This window comes from Novosphingobium nitrogenifigens DSM 19370 (genome assembly GCF_000192575.1).
GTDB lineage: Bacteria > Pseudomonadota > Alphaproteobacteria > Sphingomonadales > Sphingomonadaceae > Novosphingobium > Novosphingobium nitrogenifigens.
On record NZ_GL876931.1, the window covers coordinates 20,487 to 40,065 of the forward strand.

At 66.4% G+C, this 19,579-nt stretch carries 20 protein-coding genes; 2 read left to right on the plus strand and 18 right to left on the minus strand.

The window, feature by feature from the left end; translation table 11 throughout:
• Positions 1 to 24: 24 nt before the first annotated feature.
• Positions 25 to 1,494: an agmatinase family protein gene (locus tag Y88_RS08095; RefSeq protein ID WP_008068218.1), complete on the plus strand. Its 1,470-nt coding sequence runs from the start codon at positions 25 to 27 to the stop codon at positions 1,492 to 1,494.
• Positions 1,494 to 2,870, plus strand: coding sequence for an agmatinase family protein (locus Y88_RS08100; protein ID WP_008068219.1), 1,377 nt, complete (start codon positions 1,494 to 1,496; stop codon positions 2,868 to 2,870). The genes Y88_RS08095 and Y88_RS08100 overlap by 1 nt, the downstream gene beginning before the upstream one ends.
• Positions 2,871 to 2,877: 7 nt before the next feature.
• Here Y88_RS08100 and Y88_RS08105 read toward each other — a convergent pair whose 3' ends face one another.
• Genes Y88_RS08105 through Y88_RS08190 form a run of 18 tightly spaced genes read right to left on the minus strand, consistent with a single transcriptional unit; the run spans position 2,878 to position 19,552 of the window.
• Complete coding sequence (locus tag Y88_RS08105) at positions 2,878 to 4,155, minus strand: DUF3422 domain-containing protein (RefSeq protein ID WP_008068220.1); 1,278 nt, start codon at positions 4,153 to 4,155, stop codon at positions 2,878 to 2,880.
• Between the two features lie 46 nt (positions 4,156 to 4,201).
• Positions 4,202 to 6,493, minus strand: a complete 2,292-nt coding sequence (gene hypF / locus Y88_RS08110) for a carbamoyltransferase HypF (RefSeq protein WP_008068221.1) — start codon at positions 6,491 to 6,493, stop codon at positions 4,202 to 4,204.
• The gene (locus Y88_RS08115) at positions 6,493 to 7,959 is read right to left on the minus strand and encodes a nickel-dependent hydrogenase large subunit (RefSeq protein WP_008068222.1); all 1,467 of its coding nucleotides are present in this window, start codon (positions 7,957 to 7,959) and stop codon (positions 6,493 to 6,495) included. The genes hypF and Y88_RS08115 overlap by 1 nt, the downstream gene beginning before the upstream one ends.
• Positions 7,956 to 8,981 carry an NADH-quinone oxidoreductase subunit B family protein gene (locus tag Y88_RS08120; RefSeq protein WP_008068224.1) on the minus strand — a complete coding sequence of 342 codons (1,026 nt, stop codon included), beginning with the start codon at positions 8,979 to 8,981 and terminating at the stop codon, positions 7,956 to 7,958. The genes Y88_RS08115 and Y88_RS08120 overlap by 4 nt, the downstream gene beginning before the upstream one ends.
• Positions 8,978 to 10,414 (minus strand): sensor histidine kinase, encoded by a 1,437-nt coding sequence (locus Y88_RS08125; protein WP_008068226.1) that lies wholly within the window; start codon positions 10,412 to 10,414, stop codon positions 8,978 to 8,980. Before Y88_RS08125 ends, Y88_RS08120 begins: the two co-directional genes overlap by 4 nt.
• 15 nt (positions 10,415 to 10,429) lie before the next feature.
• On the minus strand, positions 10,430 to 11,908 hold the full coding sequence (locus Y88_RS08130) for a sigma-54-dependent transcriptional regulator (RefSeq protein ID WP_408637192.1): 1,479 nt from the start codon (positions 11,906 to 11,908) through the stop codon (positions 10,430 to 10,432).
• A gap of 37 nt (positions 11,909 to 11,945) precedes the next feature.
• Entirely contained in the window at positions 11,946 to 12,983 is a 1,038-nt protein-coding gene (gene hypE, locus Y88_RS08135; protein ID WP_008068230.1) for a hydrogenase expression/formation protein HypE, read from the minus strand.
• The gene (hypD, locus tag Y88_RS08140) at positions 12,980 to 14,116 is read right to left on the minus strand and encodes a hydrogenase formation protein HypD (RefSeq protein ID WP_232280977.1); all 1,137 of its coding nucleotides are present in this window, start codon (positions 14,114 to 14,116) and stop codon (positions 12,980 to 12,982) included. Before hypD ends, hypE begins: the two co-directional genes overlap by 4 nt.
• Before the next feature lie 5 nt (positions 14,117 to 14,121).
• The gene (locus Y88_RS08145) at positions 14,122 to 14,376 is read right to left on the minus strand and encodes a HypC/HybG/HupF family hydrogenase formation chaperone (protein WP_008068231.1); all 255 of its coding nucleotides are present in this window, start codon (positions 14,374 to 14,376) and stop codon (positions 14,122 to 14,124) included.
• Positions 14,377 to 14,391: 15 nt separating this feature from the next.
• The gene (gene hypB, locus Y88_RS08150) at positions 14,392 to 15,282 is read right to left on the minus strand and encodes a hydrogenase nickel incorporation protein HypB (protein WP_026167064.1); all 891 of its coding nucleotides are present in this window, start codon (positions 15,280 to 15,282) and stop codon (positions 14,392 to 14,394) included.
• Entirely contained in the window at positions 15,282 to 15,623 is a 342-nt protein-coding gene (gene hypA, locus Y88_RS08155; protein ID WP_008068236.1) for a hydrogenase maturation nickel metallochaperone HypA, read from the minus strand. Before hypA ends, hypB begins: the two co-directional genes overlap by 1 nt.
• Positions 15,623 to 16,417: a hypothetical protein gene (locus Y88_RS08160; protein ID WP_008068238.1), complete on the minus strand. Its 795-nt coding sequence runs from the start codon at positions 16,415 to 16,417 to the stop codon at positions 15,623 to 15,625. Before Y88_RS08160 ends, hypA begins: the two co-directional genes overlap by 1 nt.
• The gene (gene hybE / locus Y88_RS08165) at positions 16,414 to 16,920 is read right to left on the minus strand and encodes a [NiFe]-hydrogenase assembly chaperone HybE (protein WP_008068241.1); all 507 of its coding nucleotides are present in this window, start codon (positions 16,918 to 16,920) and stop codon (positions 16,414 to 16,416) included. The genes Y88_RS08160 and hybE overlap by 4 nt, the downstream gene beginning before the upstream one ends.
• Positions 16,917 to 17,159 (minus strand): rubredoxin, encoded by a 243-nt coding sequence (locus Y88_RS08170; RefSeq protein WP_008068243.1) that lies wholly within the window; start codon positions 17,157 to 17,159, stop codon positions 16,917 to 16,919. Before Y88_RS08170 ends, hybE begins: the two co-directional genes overlap by 4 nt.
• Positions 17,156 to 18,031, minus strand: a complete 876-nt coding sequence (locus tag Y88_RS08175; protein ID WP_008068245.1) for a hydrogenase expression/formation protein — start codon at positions 18,029 to 18,031, stop codon at positions 17,156 to 17,158. Before Y88_RS08175 ends, Y88_RS08170 begins: the two co-directional genes overlap by 4 nt.
• Entirely contained in the window at positions 18,028 to 18,498 is a 471-nt protein-coding gene (locus tag Y88_RS08180; protein WP_008068247.1) for a thioredoxin domain-containing protein, read from the minus strand. Before Y88_RS08180 ends, Y88_RS08175 begins: the two co-directional genes overlap by 4 nt.
• Before the next feature lie 20 nt (positions 18,499 to 18,518).
• Positions 18,519 to 18,845 carry a HypC/HybG/HupF family hydrogenase formation chaperone gene (locus Y88_RS08185; protein ID WP_018076060.1) on the minus strand — a complete coding sequence of 109 codons (327 nt, stop codon included), beginning with the start codon at positions 18,843 to 18,845 and terminating at the stop codon, positions 18,519 to 18,521.
• Positions 18,845 to 19,552, minus strand: coding sequence for a HyaD/HybD family hydrogenase maturation endopeptidase (locus tag Y88_RS08190; protein WP_008068251.1), 708 nt, complete (start codon positions 19,550 to 19,552; stop codon positions 18,845 to 18,847). Before Y88_RS08190 ends, Y88_RS08185 begins: the two co-directional genes overlap by 1 nt.
• Positions 19,553 to 19,579 lie beyond the last annotated feature (27 nt).

Below are 19,579 nucleotides of genomic sequence, written 5' to 3' on the forward strand. Positions count from 1 at the left end.
GGTATGAAAGGTTCGGAACCAACGATGCGCAAGGTCAAGCTCTGGGGTGCGCTCCTGCTCGCGGCGACCGGCGCCGCAGCCGCCATCGGCCAGACCGGAATTCTGGAAATCGGCGAAGACCCGGCCGTGGTCACCCGTGCCAAGACACCAACCAAGCCGCTCGACATCCCCAAGGAGATCGAGCCCAAGCTTGCCGCGCTCGGGGCTGATCAGCTTGCCTTCCTCAAATCGGGCGAGAGCGTGAAAGTCGTGCCCTCGGCGGTCATGCTCGCACGATTCGAGAAACTGACCCCGGCCGAAGTCGCCGATTACGTCGCCGCGCTGATTTCCGTGCGCAAGCAGCTCGATTTCCAGCCGGGCAAGGACAAGCCGACCATCGCGCTCGACACTTCGTCCCCGATGTTCAACGCCTGGACCGTCGAGCGCCCCGCCGCGCTCAATCCCAAGCGCGAACCCGGCACGATCTCGCTCAACCGCTATGTCGGCGGCTGGGGTGGCGGCATCCCGACGTTTGCCGGGGCGCCGATCGCGCTCACTCCCGAAGACCTCAAGGCGGGCAAGGTGCAAGTCGCCATCGTCGGCGCCCCACTCGACATGGGCTCGGGCTGGCGGGATGCCAAGAACGGCCCGCTTGCCCTGCGCACGGCGATGGGAGCGCAGGCTCCGTTCGGCAACGACATGTATTCGATGATCGACCCCGGACGGGCGCTGCGCATTGCCGACTATGGCGACATCGCGGTCGACAATCTCTCGACCGAGCGCAGCGTCGTCCATGTCCGCCAGAGGGTCGCCGAAATCGCCCGCGCCGGGGCCATTCCCATCGTCATCGGCGGGGACCACAGCCTCGAATATCCCGACGTCGCGGCAATGGCGGACGTCTATGGCAAGGGCAAAGTGGGCGTCGTCCACTTCGATTCCCACTATGACGCGGCCAGCGACCGCGTGCATCTGCTCGACCATGGCCAGCCGGTCTACCGGGTGATCCACGAGGGCCATGTGCTGGGCAAAAACTATGTACAAGTCGGCCTGCGCGCACGCGGCCCCGACATCGACACGTTCAAGTGGATGCGCGAACAGGGCATGCAGTACCACACCATGGTCGAGGTCGAGAAATCGGGCTGGGACAAGGTGATGGAAGAAGCCGTCAGCGAAGCCCGGCGCAACACCGACAAGCTGTGGATCTCGTTCGACATCGACGTGCTCGACCCCGCGTTCATGGTCGGCACCGGCACGCCGGTTCCGGGCGGGCTCACCATGCGCGAAGCACAGCAGATCATGCGGCGGCTTTGCGCGGAAACCAACATCGTCGGCATGGATCTGGTCGAAGTCGCCCCCTACCTCGACACCACGTATCGCACGGCGGAAAACAGCGCGTTCCTCGTCAATGCCTGCCTTGCCGGTGTCGCCATGCGCCAGAAAGGGCTGACCCAGCCGCATTGGCTGAGCCCGCTTTCATCCAGCTACAAGGCTCCTCTCGGGAAACTGTACAACTGATGCGCACGCTCCCTTTCCGCTCATCGGCCCGCACCGCGCTCCGCGTTGCGCTCGGTTCGCTCGCGCTGGCGCTGGCCCTCCCCGGCAGCGCGCAGGCCTCGTCCTATCCCGCCGACATCGCGCCCAGGATCGCCGTGCTCAGCCCGGACAAGCAGGCATTCCTGAGGGACGAGGCGCGGCTGGCGATGTTCCACCTGACGCCCGAAAAGATCGCCAACGATTTCCGCACCCGCACGCAGGCGGAAATCGACGCCTATGTCTCGGGCCTGATGCAAGTCATGGCCGATGCCGCATTCCACCCCGGCGTCGACAAGGGGGCCATCGCGCTCAATCCCGACGCCACCGGTTTCAACGCGGGCACGACCTTGAAACCGCCGATGTTCGACGCGTTCCACCGCGATCCCGGCCCGATCAGCCTTGATCATTACATGTTCCAGCCGAGCGGCATTCCGACCTTTGCCCACGCCCCGGTCGCCGTGCGCAAGGAAGACCTCATCGCAGGCCATGTCGAAGTCGCCTTCGTGGGCGTGCCGATCGATTTCAGCTCGGGCTGGCGCGACGGCAAGCATGGGCCGATGTTCCTGCGTTCGACCGACGGTCTTGTCGGCAACGACGTCTATACCGGAATCGACCCGGCCACCGTGCTCTCGATTGCCGATTACGGCGATCTGGCGACCGATTACATGAGCGTCGAACGTACCGTCGATCATGTCCGTTTCATGATCGGCGACATGGCGAGGACGGGCGCCGCGCCCTTTATCGTCGGCGGCGACCATTCGCTCATGTATCCCGACATCGCCGCGATGTCCGACACGTATGGCAAGGGCAAGGTCGGCATCGTCCAGTTCGACGCCCATTACGAAGGCGAAACCGGCAGCGCCCATTTCTTTTCCGACAACCAGTCGCTGCAACGCCTGATCGCCGACGGAGTGATCGGCGGGCATCAGGTGGTTCAGGTCGGCGTGCGCGGCCCGGAAATGACGAGCGCGGATGCCGCCCGGCTGCGGGCCGACGGCGTCACCATGCTCGGCATGGACCGGGTCGAGAAGGAAGGCTGGACCGCCGTTGCCCGGACTGCACTCGACGCGGTCAAGGCAGGGCCCGGCAAAGTCTTCATCTCGTTCGACATGAGCGTGCTCGACCCCGCCTATGCCGCAGGCGCGGGGCGCCCGGTTCCCAACGGGCTCACCATGCGCGAGGCGGTCCCGCTCGTCCGCGAAATCTGCGCCTCGGCCAAAGTCGTCGGTTTCGAACTGCTCGACTATGCGCAAGTTCTCGACGTCAGCTACCGCAGCCCGCAGAACGCCAATTACATCCTGCATTCCTGCCTTGCCGGCATCGCCGAGCGCAAGCTGGCGACGATGCCGAAAGGATAAACCTCGATCAGTGCTCGCCCATGACCTTGGCCTTCATGCGATGGAGGCCAAGCCACATCGAGATGACCACGACCGGAACCAGAAGCCCCATGATCTCGGCCGCCGGGATGAATTCGAAACGATGCTCCGCGCCCTTCAACATATAGCCGAGCAGGCTCAGCCCATAATAGCTGAGCGCCACGACCGAGAGCCCTTCGACCAGTTGTTGCAGACGCAGTTGCAGGCTGGATGACCGCTCCATTGACCGGAGCAGGCGCCCGTTCTGGTTCTCGATGCGGGTTTCGACACGCGTGCGCAGCAGGCTGGTGAAATGGGCCGCCCGCGCGGACAGCACGTCCTGCCGGTGGGTATAGGCGCGCGCGGTGCGGATCGCGGGAAGCAGGCGCCTCTGGGTGAAATCGTCGAGGCAGGGGTATCCCGGGATCGACCGGATCGCGAGACCCGCGAGCCGTTCCTCGACCAACTGCGCATAAGCGGCCGTCGCGCTCATGCGATAACTGGTCTCGGTCGTCAGCGAGATCAGATCGAGGCTGAGCGCCGAAACGCTTTCAAGGAGCGCGTCGTCGGTCTTGTCCGGCGTCGCCACATCGGTCGCAAGCTGGCGCAGCGCCTCTTCGGCAGCATCGAGCCCCGGCCAATGCGCCTGCGCCACCGGCAGGCCCATCAACGCGAGATTGCGGTAATTGCCCAGTTCCTGAAACCGTTGCAGCAGGCGGGCAAGATCATTGCCGATCGCCCCATTGGCCGCGATCAGCGACACGCCGAGCCCTTCGGGACCGACGCGGAAATCCGACCACAGCCGTACCGGTTCAAGCCCGGCGGCAAGGAGGCCGGGCGTCACCCCGATATGGCAACTGACCAGATCGGATTCGACGAAGCCCATCGTCGGCAGCACCCGTTCGGCTTCCGCCTCGTCGGCAACGATATGCATCCGCGTCGCGCGGATGGCCTGCCCCGGGAACCGTTCGAGCCAGTCGAGCGCGGCGGAGGGATCCGCCGATGGATCGCGAATGAAGAGCGTGATCCCGCAGGCCTCGCTGTGCTGTTCCCAGACGAACGACAGGCCTTCTCCAAGGTCGCCTTCGGCATGGCGCTGGTTGACGAACGGCGCGAGTTCGCCCCCTTGCGGCAGATCGTGCAACATGGCCCGCTCGGCCGCGCGTTCCTCGCGCGAAACCAGCCGCAGGACCTGAATGATCTGCATCGGCGCGGAAATCTTCGGCCAGCGCCGCAGGTGCATTTCGCCCACGACCTTGCGACGAAGGGTATGTTCATTCAGGCGCACAGCCGGGGCTCCTTGGCCAGAGTTGCATTCATCGGTTTTCGCTTCGTCACGCCCCTGCAAGGGCCGCGACGATCCCTTGGCCCAACGCCAGGCCGCCATCATTGGCCGGAACCCGGCAATGGGAGAGCGGCACCAGATCGCGTTCGCGCAAAGCCCTTCGCAGCGCGGCGAGCAGGACGCGGTTCTGCATCACGCCACCCGACAGGACGACGCGCTGCCCCGCGTGGCCCACCCGCGCGGCGACATCGGCAAGAGCCTGTGCCAGCGTCAGGTGAAAGCGTGCGGCAATCCGTCCCGGCGCCACGCCGTCGGCAAGGTCGTCGAGCAGCGCCCGCCACAAATTCCCCCAGTCCAGTCCCGTCACGGTGCGCCAGGGACGTTCTTTCGCTGCGAAAGGCCGCGCCAGCGCCTCAAGCGCCATGGCCGCCTGCCCTTCGTGGGAAATCCGTTCCGCATGGAGTCCGAGCGCCGCCGCCACGGCATCGAACAACCGCCCCGCCGACGAACAGGTAGGCACATTGATGCCGCGTTCCATCATGCTTTCGGCCAAGCCCAGTCGGGTCGCATCGGGCAGATGCGCCAGAACCGGGACAGCCCGCGTGCGCCAGTCGGGCCCGAAAGCATGACGCAGATGGGCGAGGAGATTGCGCCAGGGTTCACGCATGGCCGCCGCCCCGCCGATCAGGGGCACGGCGGCAAATCCGCCGACCCGTTCGACCCCGCGATAATCGCCGGACAGCACTTCACCGCCCCAGAGCGTCCCGTCCGTCCCCAGCCCCAGTCCGTCGAGCAACAGCCCCAGATGGGCGCCCCCACCCACGCCGTTATCGGCAAGGCACGAGGCCATGTGCGCGTGATGATGGGCAACCCGCACCAGCCGCGCGCCGCATTCGGCGGCCAATGCTTCGCCCAACTGGGTCGAGAGATACCCGGCATGGGCGTCGACCGCGACGATGGCGGGCATGAAGGCGAAAATCTCGCGATAGAGGCCGAGCATCGCGCGATAGTCGTCGAGCGCGGCAGCTTGTTCGAGATCGCCGACATGGGGGCCGACAATCGCCTCGCCCCCGCGGATCAGGGCAAAGGTCGCCTTGAGTTCGCCGCCCATGGCCAGTGTGGGCGGAAGATCCGAAAAAGGCAGCGCGAGCGGCGCGGGCGCATAACCCCGCGCGCGCCGGATCGGCACCGGCGCGCCACCTTCGTCAAGCGCCACGACGCTGTCGTCCAAGCGGTTCACGATGGCCCGGTCGTGCATCAGGAAAGCATCGGCAATCCCGGCAAGACGCAGGCGGGCCTCGTCGTTGTCGATCGCCTGCGGTTCCTCGCTGCGATTGCCCGAAGTCATGACCAGCGGCCCGCCGAAGGCATCGAGCAGGAGATGATGGAGCGGCGTTGCAGGAAGCATGAGGCCCAGATGATCCTGCCCCGGCGCCAGCCCGTCGGGCAGGGCTTCGCCCCCGTCGGCCCGGCACGGCAAGAGAACGATGGGCGCTGCCGGAGAGGCCAGCAAGGCAAGGGCAGCCTCGTCCACCACGCACAAGGCGCGTGCCTGCGCCTCCGTCGCCATGACTGCAAAGGGCTTGGCATCGCGATGCTTGCGGCGACGCAGCGTGGCGAGCGCAGCGGCATTGCGCGCGTCGCAAGCAAGATGAAACCCGCCCAGCCCCTTGATCGCGACGACCACGCCTTCGCGCAGCAATCGTGCGGTTGCGGCCATCGGCTCGTCCGCCAGCCGCGCCCCGGTCGCATCCTCGAGCCACAGGCGCGGCCCGCAATCCGGACAGGCAATCGGCTGCGCATGAAAGCGCCTGTCCGCCGGGTCGGCATATTCGGCCGCGCAGGCCGCGCACATCGGGAAGTCGGCCATGCTGGTATGGGCCCGGTCCCATGGAATGGCACGCGCGATCGTCAGGCGCGGCCCGCAATGGGTGCAATTGGCAAAGGCATGACCATGGCGCCGCCCGCCCGGTTCGCGCACTTCGGCAAGGCAGGCCGGGCACGTTGCCGCATCGGGCGGAATGACGGTCGTCGCTGCCCCCTGCCTGCTTGCGACAATGCGGAACGGTCCGGCCGGAGCCGGTTCCGACAGTTCGGCCTCATCGACCGTCGCGATCCGTGCAAGCGGGGGAGCCTCCTCCACCAGTCGCCGGGCCAGGGCATCGAGCCCTGCCCGCTGCCCCCATGCCACGATCAGGACGCCTTCGCCGTCGTTGGACACTTCGCCCGCCAGATCGAGATCCCGTGCCAGACGCCAGACGAAGGGGCGGAAACCGACCCCCTGCACCACCCCGCGAATGCGCAGGCGGCGGCCTTCCGGCAGCGGCGACCCAGCGGTCATCAGTGCACCGTGCAGACCATGCAGGGGTCGAAGCTGCGCACGACGTGCTGCACCGCGACCGGTTCGGTCTCGCCGGGACGGATCGGCGCGCCCACCAGCGCCTGTTCGAGCGGTCCTGGGGTTCCCGCCGCATCGCGCGGGGAGAAGTTCCAGGTCGTGGGCGCGATGATCTGGTAATGGGTGATCCGGCCGCCATCGAGACGCAGCCAGTGCCCGAGGCTGCCCCGCGCCGCTTCGGTCAGGCCCATCGAATCCCCGGTTTCAAGCCGCGGTGAGGTATCCTGGAACGGCGCCTGCGGGTCGATGGCGGCGATCCATTGTTCCATCGCCATCGTTACCAGAGCGATTTCGATCACTCTTGCGACCACACGCGCTTCGACGCTGGCCCCTTCGCGCGCGACCATGTCGCGGAGCAGCGGATGGCCAGCCACGAGTTGCCGCGACAATGCGCCCACTTCGGCCACGCGCCCATCGAGGCGCGGCGCCTTGCACCAGCTATAGGCATCGGGATTGCCCATGTCCGGCACCGGTGCGGCCTTGCCCGGCGTCCCGCTTTCCCCGCGATACCAGGCATGGGACACGTCCTCGGTAATCGCGGAAAGCGGCAAGTGCGCAGCCGTGCCGATCCCGGCGTCGAACATCCCGCGCGGGAACAGAGGCCCGTCCTCGCTGGGGTAGGCGCCAAAAGCGATATGGCGCAGGCTTGTCCGCCCAAGGCGCGCTAGGTCGAGCGCGCGCGAGATCATGACGAAGCGGGCAAAGTCGCCGCTCGATCCTTCCGCCCAGGCATAGAGCGCATCGCGATGGGCAAGCGTTGCCACCTGTTCGAGCGGAGCAGCAAAGAGATGCGTCTCGCAAAAGGCGCGGAACCCCGCGATCATCAGCCTCAGCCGCGCCTGTTCGGCGCGGGTGATCGCCCGCGTCGATCCACCCGGCTGGATCGACAGGGTATGCGGCCATTTGCCCGCCAGAATGCCCATCAGGTTCATGAGCCCTGCCCGCGCAGGCAGGACTTGCACGGCAGCCGTTCCCTTGAGCGCGGTAAAGCGTTCGGCGGCGCCTGCGTGCCAGGGTTCTTCCGCATACGTCGCGCGGGCGAAATCGGGCATGAAGAACAGATAGAAATGGGTGAGATGGTCGGCGAGATTTTCGACCGCGTGGACGAGATTGGTGGCATGGGCGCCGTTGGCCGGAAGCGGACGCCGTTCGAGCCCGGTCGGGCGCACCCCGGCAAGGGCACGGGCCGCCGCCACGCTTTGCGACACCGAACAGATCCCGCAGATGCGCGGGGCATAGACCAGCGCGTCCATGGCCGGACGCCCGACCAGCATGGCCTCGAACCCGCGATAGAGCGGCGAAGTCACGCGCGCGGCCTCGACATGGTCTCCAGCGAGATCGAGCCGGACTTCGAGATCGCCCTCGACCCGGTTGAACGGCCCGACGATCAGGCGCGAGGGCTCGCTCATGCGCCCCCCTTGCGCCGGTCGCGCGGCAGGACGACCGGCATCGGCCGAGCCGCGTTTTCCTTCAGGCGTCGCGGCGTCGCGGCTTTCGACAGGCTGGCAAGCGCGACGAACCAGGCCTTGGGCATGTCGGTCGGGAGACCGATCGGAATGCCGCTGATCTTGGGCGTCACCGCAAAGGCATGGCCCGGTTCCTCGAACCCCGGCCCGGTGCAATTGATGCAGGGATAACCGCCGTCAAGGCACGAGCCCGACCCGTTCCAGGCGCGGATATTGCAATCGGCACGCGCCTGCGTCCCCTTGCACCCCAGGTTTTCCATCATGCAGCCCAGATCCCCCGGCTGCTCGGCACTGGCCTTGAATTCATAATATTCGTTCCGCGCGCAACCGTGGTGGACAAGGCTCGCGGTATAGGCGAGCGGGCGTTCCCACTCGTCGAGATCGGCCGGGGTCATTGTTCCGCCCGCGATCTGGAGAATGGTATCGACGAACCAGCCGGGATGAATGGGGCATCCGGCGATATTGATGACCGGCAACCCGCCACGCGCGCGGAATTGCGCCCCCAGAAGGCCGCCCGGCGCGGTCCCGTCATAGGCAAGTCCGCCCGCCTCGACCGCATTGCCGCCGCCCGCCGTGATCCCGCCATAGGCAGCGCAGGACCCGACCGCGACGACATGGGTCGCATGCCGCGCGATCCCCTCGATCATCTCGCGCATCGGCCGTCCGGTTCCCGCCATGATGTGGAAGCCGCCGGTCCCGTTGGGGCCGTGGATCACCGATCCTTCGAGGCAGAAGATGTCGACCGGTTCCTCGCCGCTCGCCGCAGCGTTCAGGATGGCCCGCGCCTCTGCCCCCGTCGCCTCGGAAAGCGAAGGATGCCAGAGCACTTCGACATGGGCCGCACGCAAGGCGGTGACGAGATCGGGCCCCTGTTGGCCGAGCAGCGACATCGTGCAGCCGCCGCAGCCGCCCGATTGCAGCCATATCAGGCGCAAAGGCCGTTGCGGCCGGGTCGGGGCGATCATGGCTGCACCTCTTCCTCACCCGCAACCGGCAGGCGCAAAGTGAACATCGCGCCGCCGCCCGGGGCATCGGCATAGTCGAGACTGCCGCCGAGCTTGGCCGCCATGGTATAGGAAACATAGAGCCCCAGCCCCGTTCCCGCCCCGATCGGCTTGGTGGTGAAGAACGGCTCGAAGATCTTGTCCTGATGCCCGCGCGACACGCCCGGTCCGTTGTCCGCCACGCTCAGGATCGCCCAGTCCCCTTCCTGTCTTGCCGTGATGGTAATCCTTGCCCCCTCTTCGCGCGTCTTGAGCGCATCGGCGGCGTTCTGCACGAGATTGACGAGAATCTGGTGGAGCTGCCCCTTGCGGCTGACGATCTCCATGCGTTCGGGCAAGTCGAAGCGGACTTCGGGCGCCTCGCGCAAGGCCTTGACCACCCAGTCGGCCGCCGTGTGCACCAGCCGCACCAGATTGCAGCTTTCCAGCGGCTCACGCTGGTTTGCCGAAAAGCGGCGCAAGTCCTGCACGATGTCGCGCACCCGCTCGGCCCCTTCGAGCGTGCCGTCGACGAGCGGGCCGATGTCGGCGAGCACCCGGTCGATTTTCAGCCGATCGCGCAAGGCCGCGATTTCCGCCGGACTGCGCCCGGCATCGATCGCCGAGAGATATTCGGTGATCGCCGCGCCATAGCGTTTGAGCGCGTACATGTTGCCGAAGACAAAGCTGATCGGGTTGTTGAGTTCGTGGGCAACGCCCGCAACCAGTCGCCCGAGCGCCGCCATCTTTTCCGTCGTCAGCAATTGCTGCTGGGTCTGGCGCAATCGCTGGTGCGCGGCGTCGAGTTCGCGATAGGCGCGTTGCAGTTCCCCGATCGGCCGCCCCACCAGCACCATGCCAGCAAAGCGCCCGCCCGCATCGTGCCGCGCCGAACAATGGACCGACAGGGCAGCGTCGCTCCCGTCGGCGGCAAGCGCGGCCCATTCGCGCCCAACGACGGTTTCCCCGCGCCGCAGCACACCCAGCGTTTCGAGAATGTCGGCGCGATGCGGTTCTGCGAACAGGGACAGGATCGCAGTGCCGACGATGGCCTTTTCATCCTGCCCGACAAGGCCGACGAGCGCGGGATTGACCTGTTCGACAGTCCCTTGCGCGTCGCAGACGATAAGCACGTCGCTGATCGCGCCCAGAACCGAGCCCAGAAACGTCCGTGCCTGTTCGAGCGCGGCATTGCGTTCTTCGAGCGCGACCTGGCTCGCGATCAGGTCGGCATAGACGTTGTCCATCTTGCGGATCACGTCGATCCACATTTCCTCGCCCACCGCCCCCATCTCGCCCAGGAGTGCCGCGGATTCGACCAGAGGATCGGAAATCATCGGCGGCGGCGTGAAATCGAGCCCGGCCGGCATGAACGCGCCGGCAAGCGGATCGAAGCCTGAACCAGTGGGGGCCATGCCCTGCGCCCTCCCTCAGACCGCGCCGCGCCGCGCGGGCGCAAGCGGATGGACATTTTCGAGACCATAGCGTTCGAGCTTGGCGCGAAGACCCACGCGCGACAGACCGAGTTCGCGCGCCGTCTGGCTCTTGTTCCAGCGATGACGGATCAACGTTTCACGGATGATCCGCGCTTCCATTGCCGAGACCCGTTCCTTGAGATCGCCGGTCAGGCCTTCGAGATCCTCGGCAAAGCCCGCTTCGGCGCCCTCGCCCGCGTCCACCGGAGATCGTCCCAGGACATGAGGGGAAAGCACTTCGACGCCCAGACGGCGACCTTCGGTGCCACGGACCAGCATGCGCTGGATCTCGTTCTGCAATTCGCGGACATTGCCCGGCCAGTCATAGGCCGCCAGCCGCGCCATTGCCTCGTCGGTGACACCCGGCACGTTCTTGCCCATGCTCGCCATCGCACGGTCGAGCAAGGTGTCGACCAGGATCGGCAAGTCGCAGGCCCGGTCCTTGAGATCGGGCAGGCGCACAATCATCCCGGCCAGACGATAGAACAAGTCCGCGCGGAACCGTCCCGCGCGCATTTCCACTTCGAGATCGCGATTGGTCGCCGCGATCACCCGCACATCGACCTTGCGCGTGCGGCCGTGACCGAGCGGACGGATTTCCCCTTCCTGCAACACGCGCAGCAGCTTGACCTGAAACGCGGGCGAAACCTCGCCAATCTCGTCGAGGAAGACGGTCCCGCCATCGGCCCGCTCGAACAGGCCGACATGGTCCTCGATCGCGCCCGTAAAGGCCCCTTTCTTGTGCCCGAACAGTTCGGATTCGAGCAGTTCATCGGGCATCGCGCCGCAGTTTTCGACCACGAACGGCTTGTCCCAGCGCAGCGACCCGTAATGCAGCGCCCGCGCGGCCAGTTCCTTGCCCGTGCCCGATCCGCCGATCAGCAGCACCGGCACGTCGAAAGGCGCGACTTGCGCCAAGGCCTTGCACACGTCGTCCATCGGACTGCCGGGTGAACGGATGATGCCGTCGTTGAAATCATAGGCGCGGCGCACTTCGGCCTTGCGCTTGTCCACCACTTTGCCCGCAGCGCCGGGCGCCATGCGCAGCTCGACCGCCAGCAATTCGTTCTCGCGCTGCAGGCGGAACAGGCGGCAGGCCGAATGGAGCGTCAGCACCAGGTGTTCGGGGTGCCAGGGCTTGGTGATGTACTGGAAAATCCCGGCCTGGTTGATGCCGTCAATGATGTCGTGCGCGTCAGCATAGCCCGAGATGATCATGCGGATCACGTCGGGCCAGCGTTCCTTCACTTCGGTCAGGAACTCGACCCCGCTGCGCTCGGGCATGCGCTGATCGCACAGGATGACCTGAACCCAGTGGTCTGCCAGAAGCTGCTGCGCCTCGCGCGTGGACGAAGCGGTCAGGATCTCGAATTCGTCGTCGAGAATACGCCGCAGCGATTCAAGGCTTCGGATCTCGTCGTCGACGATCAGGATCGTGGGAAGGCTGGCGGTTCCGGTCATGGACTGGTCTCTAGCAGATGCGCGGCAAAGGCTCACCCGCGAGCCAGTCGACCACGCGGGTTCCCCCGATCAGGGTGGTCATGCGCAAAAGTCCGGGGGTTCCGGGCGCCGCCCGGTCGCCGACCGTCCCGATCAGGGCCGCATCGCGCCCTTCGGGATGGGAGCGCATGACATCGAGCACGTCCTGCGCCCGGTCGGCGGGACAAATGCAGACGAGCTTGCCCTCGTTGGCGATGTGCATGGGATCGAGCCCGAGCAATTCGCAGGCCCCCGCAACTTCTGGACGGACAGGGATCGCCGCTTCGTCGAGCGTCATCGTCACTCCCGCTGCCTCGGCCAGTTCGTTGAGCGTTGCCGAAAGCCCCCCGCGCGTCGGATCGCGCAGGACCGCGATGTCCGGAACCGCCGCAACCATGTCGGCCACCATGCGGTGGAGCGCGGCACTGTCCGAGGCGATCGTGGTTGAAAATTCGAGCCCCTGCCGCCGCGACAGGATCGCAACGCCGTGATCGCCGAGCGTCCCCGACACGAGGATCGCCATCCCCGGCGCAATGTTTTCGGGCGCGATCGTCACGCCCTCGGGAACGACGCCGATCCCGGTGGTGGCGATATAGACGCCGTCGCCGTGACCGCGTTCGACCACTTTGGTATCGCCCGTCACAATCGGCACGCCCGCGTCCCGCGCCGCACGGCCCATGCTCTGGGCGATGCGATCGAGCGTTTCGAGGGGGAAGCCTTCCTCGATGATGAACGCGGCTGAAAGCGCGATCGGCTGTGCGCCGCCCATGGCGACGTCGTTGATCGTCCCGTGCACCGCCAACGAGCCGATATCGCCGCCGGGAAATTCGAGCGGACTGACGACATGGGCGTCGGTGGTCATGACCAGCCGCCCGGACGGGGCCTCGATCCGCGCGGCGTCATGCCCTTGCGCCAGGATCGGATTGGCGAAATGGCGCGCAAAGATTTCCCGGACCAGCCGGGTCGTCGCAAGGCCGCCGCCGCCATGGGCCATTTCGACCGTCGCGCCGGGTCGCAAAAGACGGCTCATTCCGCGGCCTCCATTTCGGCAAGCGTTTCGGCACGGCGATAGGTGTAATAGGCCGCGCACGATCCTTCCGAGCTGACCATGCAGGCGCCCATCGGCGTCTCGGGCGTGCAGGCTCGACCGAACAGCTTGCAATCCTTGGGGCTTTTCACCCCGCGCAGGATCGCGGGACATTCGCAGCTCTTGGTCTCGCGGCTCTGCTTCTCGCTGACGGCAAAGCGCCGCTCGGCGTCGAATTCGCCGTAAGCCGGGGCGATGGCCCGCGCGCTCTGCGGCACTTGCCCAAGGCCCCGCCATTCGAACGTGTCGCGCAGGACAAAGACATCGTCCATGATCGCCTGCGCCTTGGCATTCCCGGTTTCGGTGACAACCCGCGCATACTGGTTCTCGACCTCGGCGCGGCCCTCGTTGACCTGCCGGATCAGCATGAGCACCGATTGCATGACATCGAGCGGCTCGAACCCGGCAATCACCACCGGCTTGCCGAAGCGCGCGACCAGCGGGCGATAGGCCGCAGCCCCGATCACCGTCGAAACGTGGCTCGGCCCCAGAAACCCGTCGAGCCGCACGGCCTGATCCGGATCGATCCCGGGCGCTTCGAGCACATGGGCAATCGCGGGCGGGGTCAGCACATGGTTGCAGAACACGCTGAAATTGGTCAGCCCCTCGCGGCGCGCGGCAAGGATCGCAAGCGCAGTCGCGGGCGTCGTCGTTTCAAAGCCGATGCCCATGAAGACGACCTGCCGGTCGGGATTGTCCCGCGCGATGGTCAGCGCGTCGAGCGTCGAATAGACCATGCGGATGTCCGCCCCGGCGGCCCGCGCAGTCAGCATTGAGCGCCGACCGCTGCCCGGGACGCGCATCATGTCGCCATAGGTCGCCAGGATCACCCCGTGCCGCTCGGCAAGTTCGAGAGCATCGTCGAGCCGCCGCATCGGCAGGACGCAGACCGGACACCCCGGTCCATGCACGAACCGCACATTGGCAGGGACCAGATCCTGCACCCCATAGCGGAAAATCGCATGGGTGTGCCCGCCGCAGAATTCCATGAAGGCATAAGTGCGGTCGGGCCGCGCCTCTTGCGCGATTGCACGGGCAAGGCTGCGCGCAAGTGCGGGATCGCGAAATTCGGACACGTATTTCACGACGGCGTCCCCCCCATTTCGGCCAGTTCCTCTTCGAGCAGACCGGCTTCGGCCATCATCCGCAAGGTCGCCTCGGCTTCCTCCACGCTGATCTTGTGCAGGGCATAGCCGACGTGGAGAAGAACATAGTCCCCCACCGCGACGTCCTCGAGCAAGGCGACCGACACCTGCCGCGTCACGCCGCCCGCCGAAACGGTCGCCATGGCATCGGGGTGAAGCTGGGTAACCAGCGCAGGAATGGCAAGGCACATGGGGTTGGCGTCCTTTCAGCCAGCGACAGGCACGCGGGCGGCCAGCGCCATCGCGCGAGCGGCCCGCAGCCAGTCGAGCCACTGGGTCATGCCTTCGCCGCTGCGCGCCGAGACTTTCAGCACGCGCAAACGCGGATTGACCCGGCGCGCATTGGCAATCGCGGCATCCACATCGAAATCGAGGTAGGGCAGGAGGTCGATCTTGTTGACCAGCACCAGATCCGCGCTTGCAAACATGTCGGGATACTTGAGCGGCTTGTCCTCGCCCTCGGTCACCGACAAGATCGCGACGCGCGCGCCTTCGCCCAGATCGAACGCAGCCGGACAGACGAGATTGCCGACATTCTCGATGAAGAGGACGCTGCCCTCGGCCGGAACCAGATGATCGAGCGCATGCCCCACCATATGACCGTCGAGGTGGCACCCCTTGCCAGTGTTGATCTGGATCGCGGGAGCACCCGTCGCGCGGATGCGGTCAGCGTCCTGACTGGTCTGCTGATCGCCTTCGATCACGGCAACCGGGAATTCGGCACCGATCATCTCGAGCGTGCGGCACAGCAGCGTCGTCTTGCCCGAGCCGGGGCTCGACACGAGATTGAGCGCGAGAATGCCTTGCGCGGTGAAGCGGTCGCGATTGGCAGCAGCGTAACGGGCATTCTTGCCCAGGATATCGGCTTCCAGCCGGATCAGCCGCGCCTGGCTCATCCCCGGTACAGACACGCCCGCAGGCCCCGCACCATAATCGAGGTCGTCCCCGTCATGGTGGTGGTGGCCATGATCATGATGATGGTGGTCATGATCGTGCGGGTGATCATGGTGATGGTCGTGATGATGATCGTGTCCGTGATGGTGGTGTCCGCTTTCCAGCCTGGCACCACCGTCGCTGCATCCGCAAACCGTGCACATCACACAACCTCCAATTCGCGGATGGTCATGTCCTCACCACCCGTAACCTGCAACTGATAGGACCCGCAATGCGGGCAAGCGTCATAGCGCGCGGCAATCTCGACCGTCCGCGCACAGGGCATGCACCAGGCGCTGCCCGGCACTTCCTCGATTTCGAGCTTGGCGTCCTGGGCGACGCTGCCGCGCATGACGACATCGAACCCGAACTGAAGCGCAGCGATTTCCACGCCGGAAAGGGCGCCGATGGCCAGTCGGACCCGTTCGACACGGGCGAAACCGGCCTCGCGCGCCTGATCCTCCATGATCTGACGGATCGATTCACAGATCGCCATTTCGTGCATCAGGCCACCTCTCCCATTTCGTCGAGCCCCCAGGCGACGCAAGGGTCGATGGCATGCATGGCCCAGATCACTTCGTCACGCCCGCGACACCGGGCGAGCAGGCCGGGTGCATCGCCATCGGCGGCAAACCGGCGCGCGGTAGGCGCATCGATGATATAGTCGATGACAAGGCCCTGCTCCACCCGCACCCGGTGGACCAGCCGCCCGCGCGCGCACGTAACGGCGGCGACGCCGATCCCGGCCGCCGGGGTCTCGCCCCGGGGCAAGGGCGCACCCGACAGGATCCCTGCGATGCGCAAGGGGGCTTCCCCCATTCCGGCGATCCGCGCCTCGAACACCGGGGCAAGATGGGCAGGCGCCTGCGCGACCAGTCGGGCGGGGAGCCCGCTTGCCGCAATCCCGGCGATCCAGGCCGACATCGCCGCAACGTCGGGCACTTCAGCCTGCGTCAGCACCATCAGCGCGCGCGCCGCCTCCGCCTGGGGCGCCTCGCCCACCAGCGCGGGCCAGTCGAGGCATAGCCGCAGCCCGGTCTCACGCATGGCTTCGGCTTCGACAGCGATAGCCTGTCGCGCCAGATCCTCGCGCCCGACCACCTCGTCAGTGGCAGCCGCGATCGCCAGCATCGACGCCAATCCCTGCGCCTGCGCGCAAATACCGTGCAAGCGCCGCACCGCCTGCGGCACCCGCGCGGCAGGCATCGCGCGCAAAAGCCCTTCGGTTCGGGGCAAGGCGCAACGCCCCACCCGCGCGGTGTCGCCGTGAAAGGCGATCCGGATGGCAGGCGGCTTCATGCCGCATCCTCGGCCGCACGGGCAAGGCGAAACAGGCCGCGACGGCTCATGGCCGGTTGGGCCTTGGGCTGCGGCTCGACCTTTTCGGGCGCCGATTCGGGTTCGGGCGCGGTCATCAATTCGGCCATGGCCGCGTCCGCCGTCGCCAGAGCCGCGTCCATGTCGGCAAACTGCTCCATCGGCGAGAACAGCGACACCGCCCAATAGGAGCCAAGCTCGTCCTCATGCCCCCGGATCGCTTCGTACGCGCCCGAAGGCAAGGCGAGCGAGGCCTTTTCCCCGACGCGTCCGGGCGATCCGGCCTCCACGGGAAAGGCCATCAGGTTCATGAACCAGGGCGTCACCAGAACGCCCATGTCATGACCCCCGTGGCGGCACATCCCGCGCATGGCAACGCCCAGCGCAGGGTTCATCACCGGAACCCCGGCCATGCGCGTCGACGCGATCATGGCGAATGTCGCCTCGACACGCGCCGCCAGAGCCGGATCGGGCTCTTGCGTCATTCGACCACCATGAACCCGGCCTTGGGCGCGTCGCATTCGGGGCACGTCCAGTGATCGGGCAATTCGGCAAAAGGCGTGCCCGCGGGGATCTGCCAATAAGCGCAGCCTTCTGCCGGATCATAGATATGCCAGCAGATCTTGCATTCCAGCTTCGTATCCGGACCGATCTTGGCGTTGTCTCCGCCAAAGGACCCGGCGAAGAAATGGTCGCCGCCTGCGCCCTGAGCCTGCCCGCTCATCGATAGGTCGCCATGATTTCGGCAAGGCGCTCGGCACTGTCGATCAGGTCTTCGGCCGCTGCCTGTGCGACGCCCGGCAACGGCGTGATCTCGACCGAATTCAGGATCAGCGTGTCCTGCGAATTGAAATAGCGCACCCACCAGCAATGGCGCGTGCCGGTCGAACGGATGCGGCAATTGCCGTAGCCGCGCGACAGGATGATGAGATCGCCCTGCCCCAATGCCGCTTCCAGAAAGGTCAGGTCGCCCTCGGTATGGGGCAGCAGCGAGAGATTGATGACGTGGGGCTGTGCCCGCGTCTCGGTGCCCGGCACATGGGCATTGATTTCCGCGATCAGCGCGGGGGCATTGAACACGCCCTCGATGGCCTTGCCGGGCATCCGCGCCTCGTCCTGCGCGTCAGCAAAGGCCTGTTCCACGAAGCCGCGCGGGAAAGCGCCGATGTCCACCCGGTCGGTACGGCGCGTGCCGTCCGCAGTCGTCTCGCGCACGCGCCACACCCCGGCCAGAACCGATTCCTGCGCCTGAAACGCGGCGCCGCAAACGACCGCGACTTCCCCTTCGCCCAGCAACTGGTCGACAAAGGCGAGGTCGGCAGGCGCAAGATGGGAAAGATCGACGCTGGCCGTGCCGCCCTCGCGCGCCACACCATCGAGTGCGGCGAGGATCGCATCGCCCGCCGCGATCCCTTCGGCATGGTCCTCCGCTTCGTCCCGTTCGGGGATCGTCGCCATCGAGAAGACCCGCATTTCATCGGGCATGATCATGTAGTCGAGCTTGGCGCCGTCGAAATCCTCGGGCTGGCTGCCGGGGCCGACCAGCGCGCCGAGCAGGCCGTCGAGTTCGGGGATCGGGGGAAAACCGGACATCATGCGTCTCCAGCCGGGGCGGCACAGCCTGCGGGCATACGGAACGGCGGCGGCGCCTCCGGCTCGCGGGCAAGGATTTCGGGAAGTTCGACAAGATAGTCCGCCCAGTCGCGAACCCCTTCCATCGTGCCGAGGTATTCCCCTTCGCGCAGGAACACGAGCGCGGGGAAACTGGTGAAACGGAACCGGCGCTGAAACGCGCGTTCCGCGTTCCGGGCCGCGACCAGCACCGCGACATGGCCCTCCATCGCCTTGTCCAGTTCGGGCACGATCACCGCCAGATCGTCGCTCTCGGCGAGGCGCCACCAGTCTCCGGCAACAAGCAGCATGACCAGCGGCTGTTCGCGGGCGACAGTGTCGAGGTCGTCTTCATCGACCAGTCGATAGCCATGGCGGGCAACGATGCCGGTCAGCAAGGGCGAAAGCGCCGTGCGGTCGGCCGTTTCGGCCTGGGGGGGAGAAAGCGTCATCGGGGGGACTCCGGCTGGGATCATTCCGGCAGATCGGAAGGGATGGGGTCGGAAAGGAGATGATCGGGAAGTTGGGGCTCCCGCGCGAGCAGGTCGGCAAAGGCGGCGTCGAGATCGACCGCCTCACCCCGCATCAGCGCATCGAGCGCGGAAATCGCGGACAGGGCCTGGCGGGCGCTCGCCTCGTCCATCGTCTCGCGCGCGGCGCCAAGGAACGTCATCAGCCACTCGCCCGGCTCGACATCGCCGACCAGCGCGGTGTCGATCTGATGCAAATCACCCTGGTAATCACAGACCGCATGGCCGGGCAGAACCTCGACCACACGCATCGGCACGCCCACACACATCAGAGCATGACCCGCATGTTGGGCCCGCCAAGGATCTCGCGCACTTGCTCTTCGTGCTCTTCGGCACTGCCCGGCCCGGCCCACTGTTCGCCGGTCAGCACGCGGCTGTCACCCAGACGCGGGGCGGCATCGGCATCGGGACGTTCATCCTCATAGCGTTCGATCAACATCTCGAGACTGCCGATCCCCTGTTCGGGGCGCAGCGGTTGTTCCCGCCGCCGGGCATGGACCCCGCGCGCGGCCAGCCAGTCGAGCGCGGCAGCAATCGCGGGCTCCATCTGCGCCTTGACCGCATCGCGCAGCGATCCGCCGAAATCCTCGATCTCTTCGGGTTGCACGCCGACCAGCAGCATCTCGGCCGGGGGCTCGCCCATCATCTCGGCCATGGCGAGCACTTCCTGAAAGCCGGTCTGGTGCAGCGACACTTTCTTTGCGCCCATGAAACTGGGCACGTCCTCGCCCTCGACGAGCTTCATCGTGGCGGGCGGCAAGCCATAGTCGACCGCGTCGAACACCACGAGAATGTCCGCCTCGCGAATATCCTGGACAAGGTAGATCCCTTGCGTCCCGCCATCGGCCAGCCGCACATTGTCGGCAAAGGCCCAGTGCCGGTGCAGATGTTCCACCGCACGCACGCCGAACCCTTCGTCGGCCCACAGAAGATTGCCGATCCCCAGCACGAGGACCGCCGGCGTCGTCGCCTGCATCAATCGATACTCCCCTGCCCCGCCGAC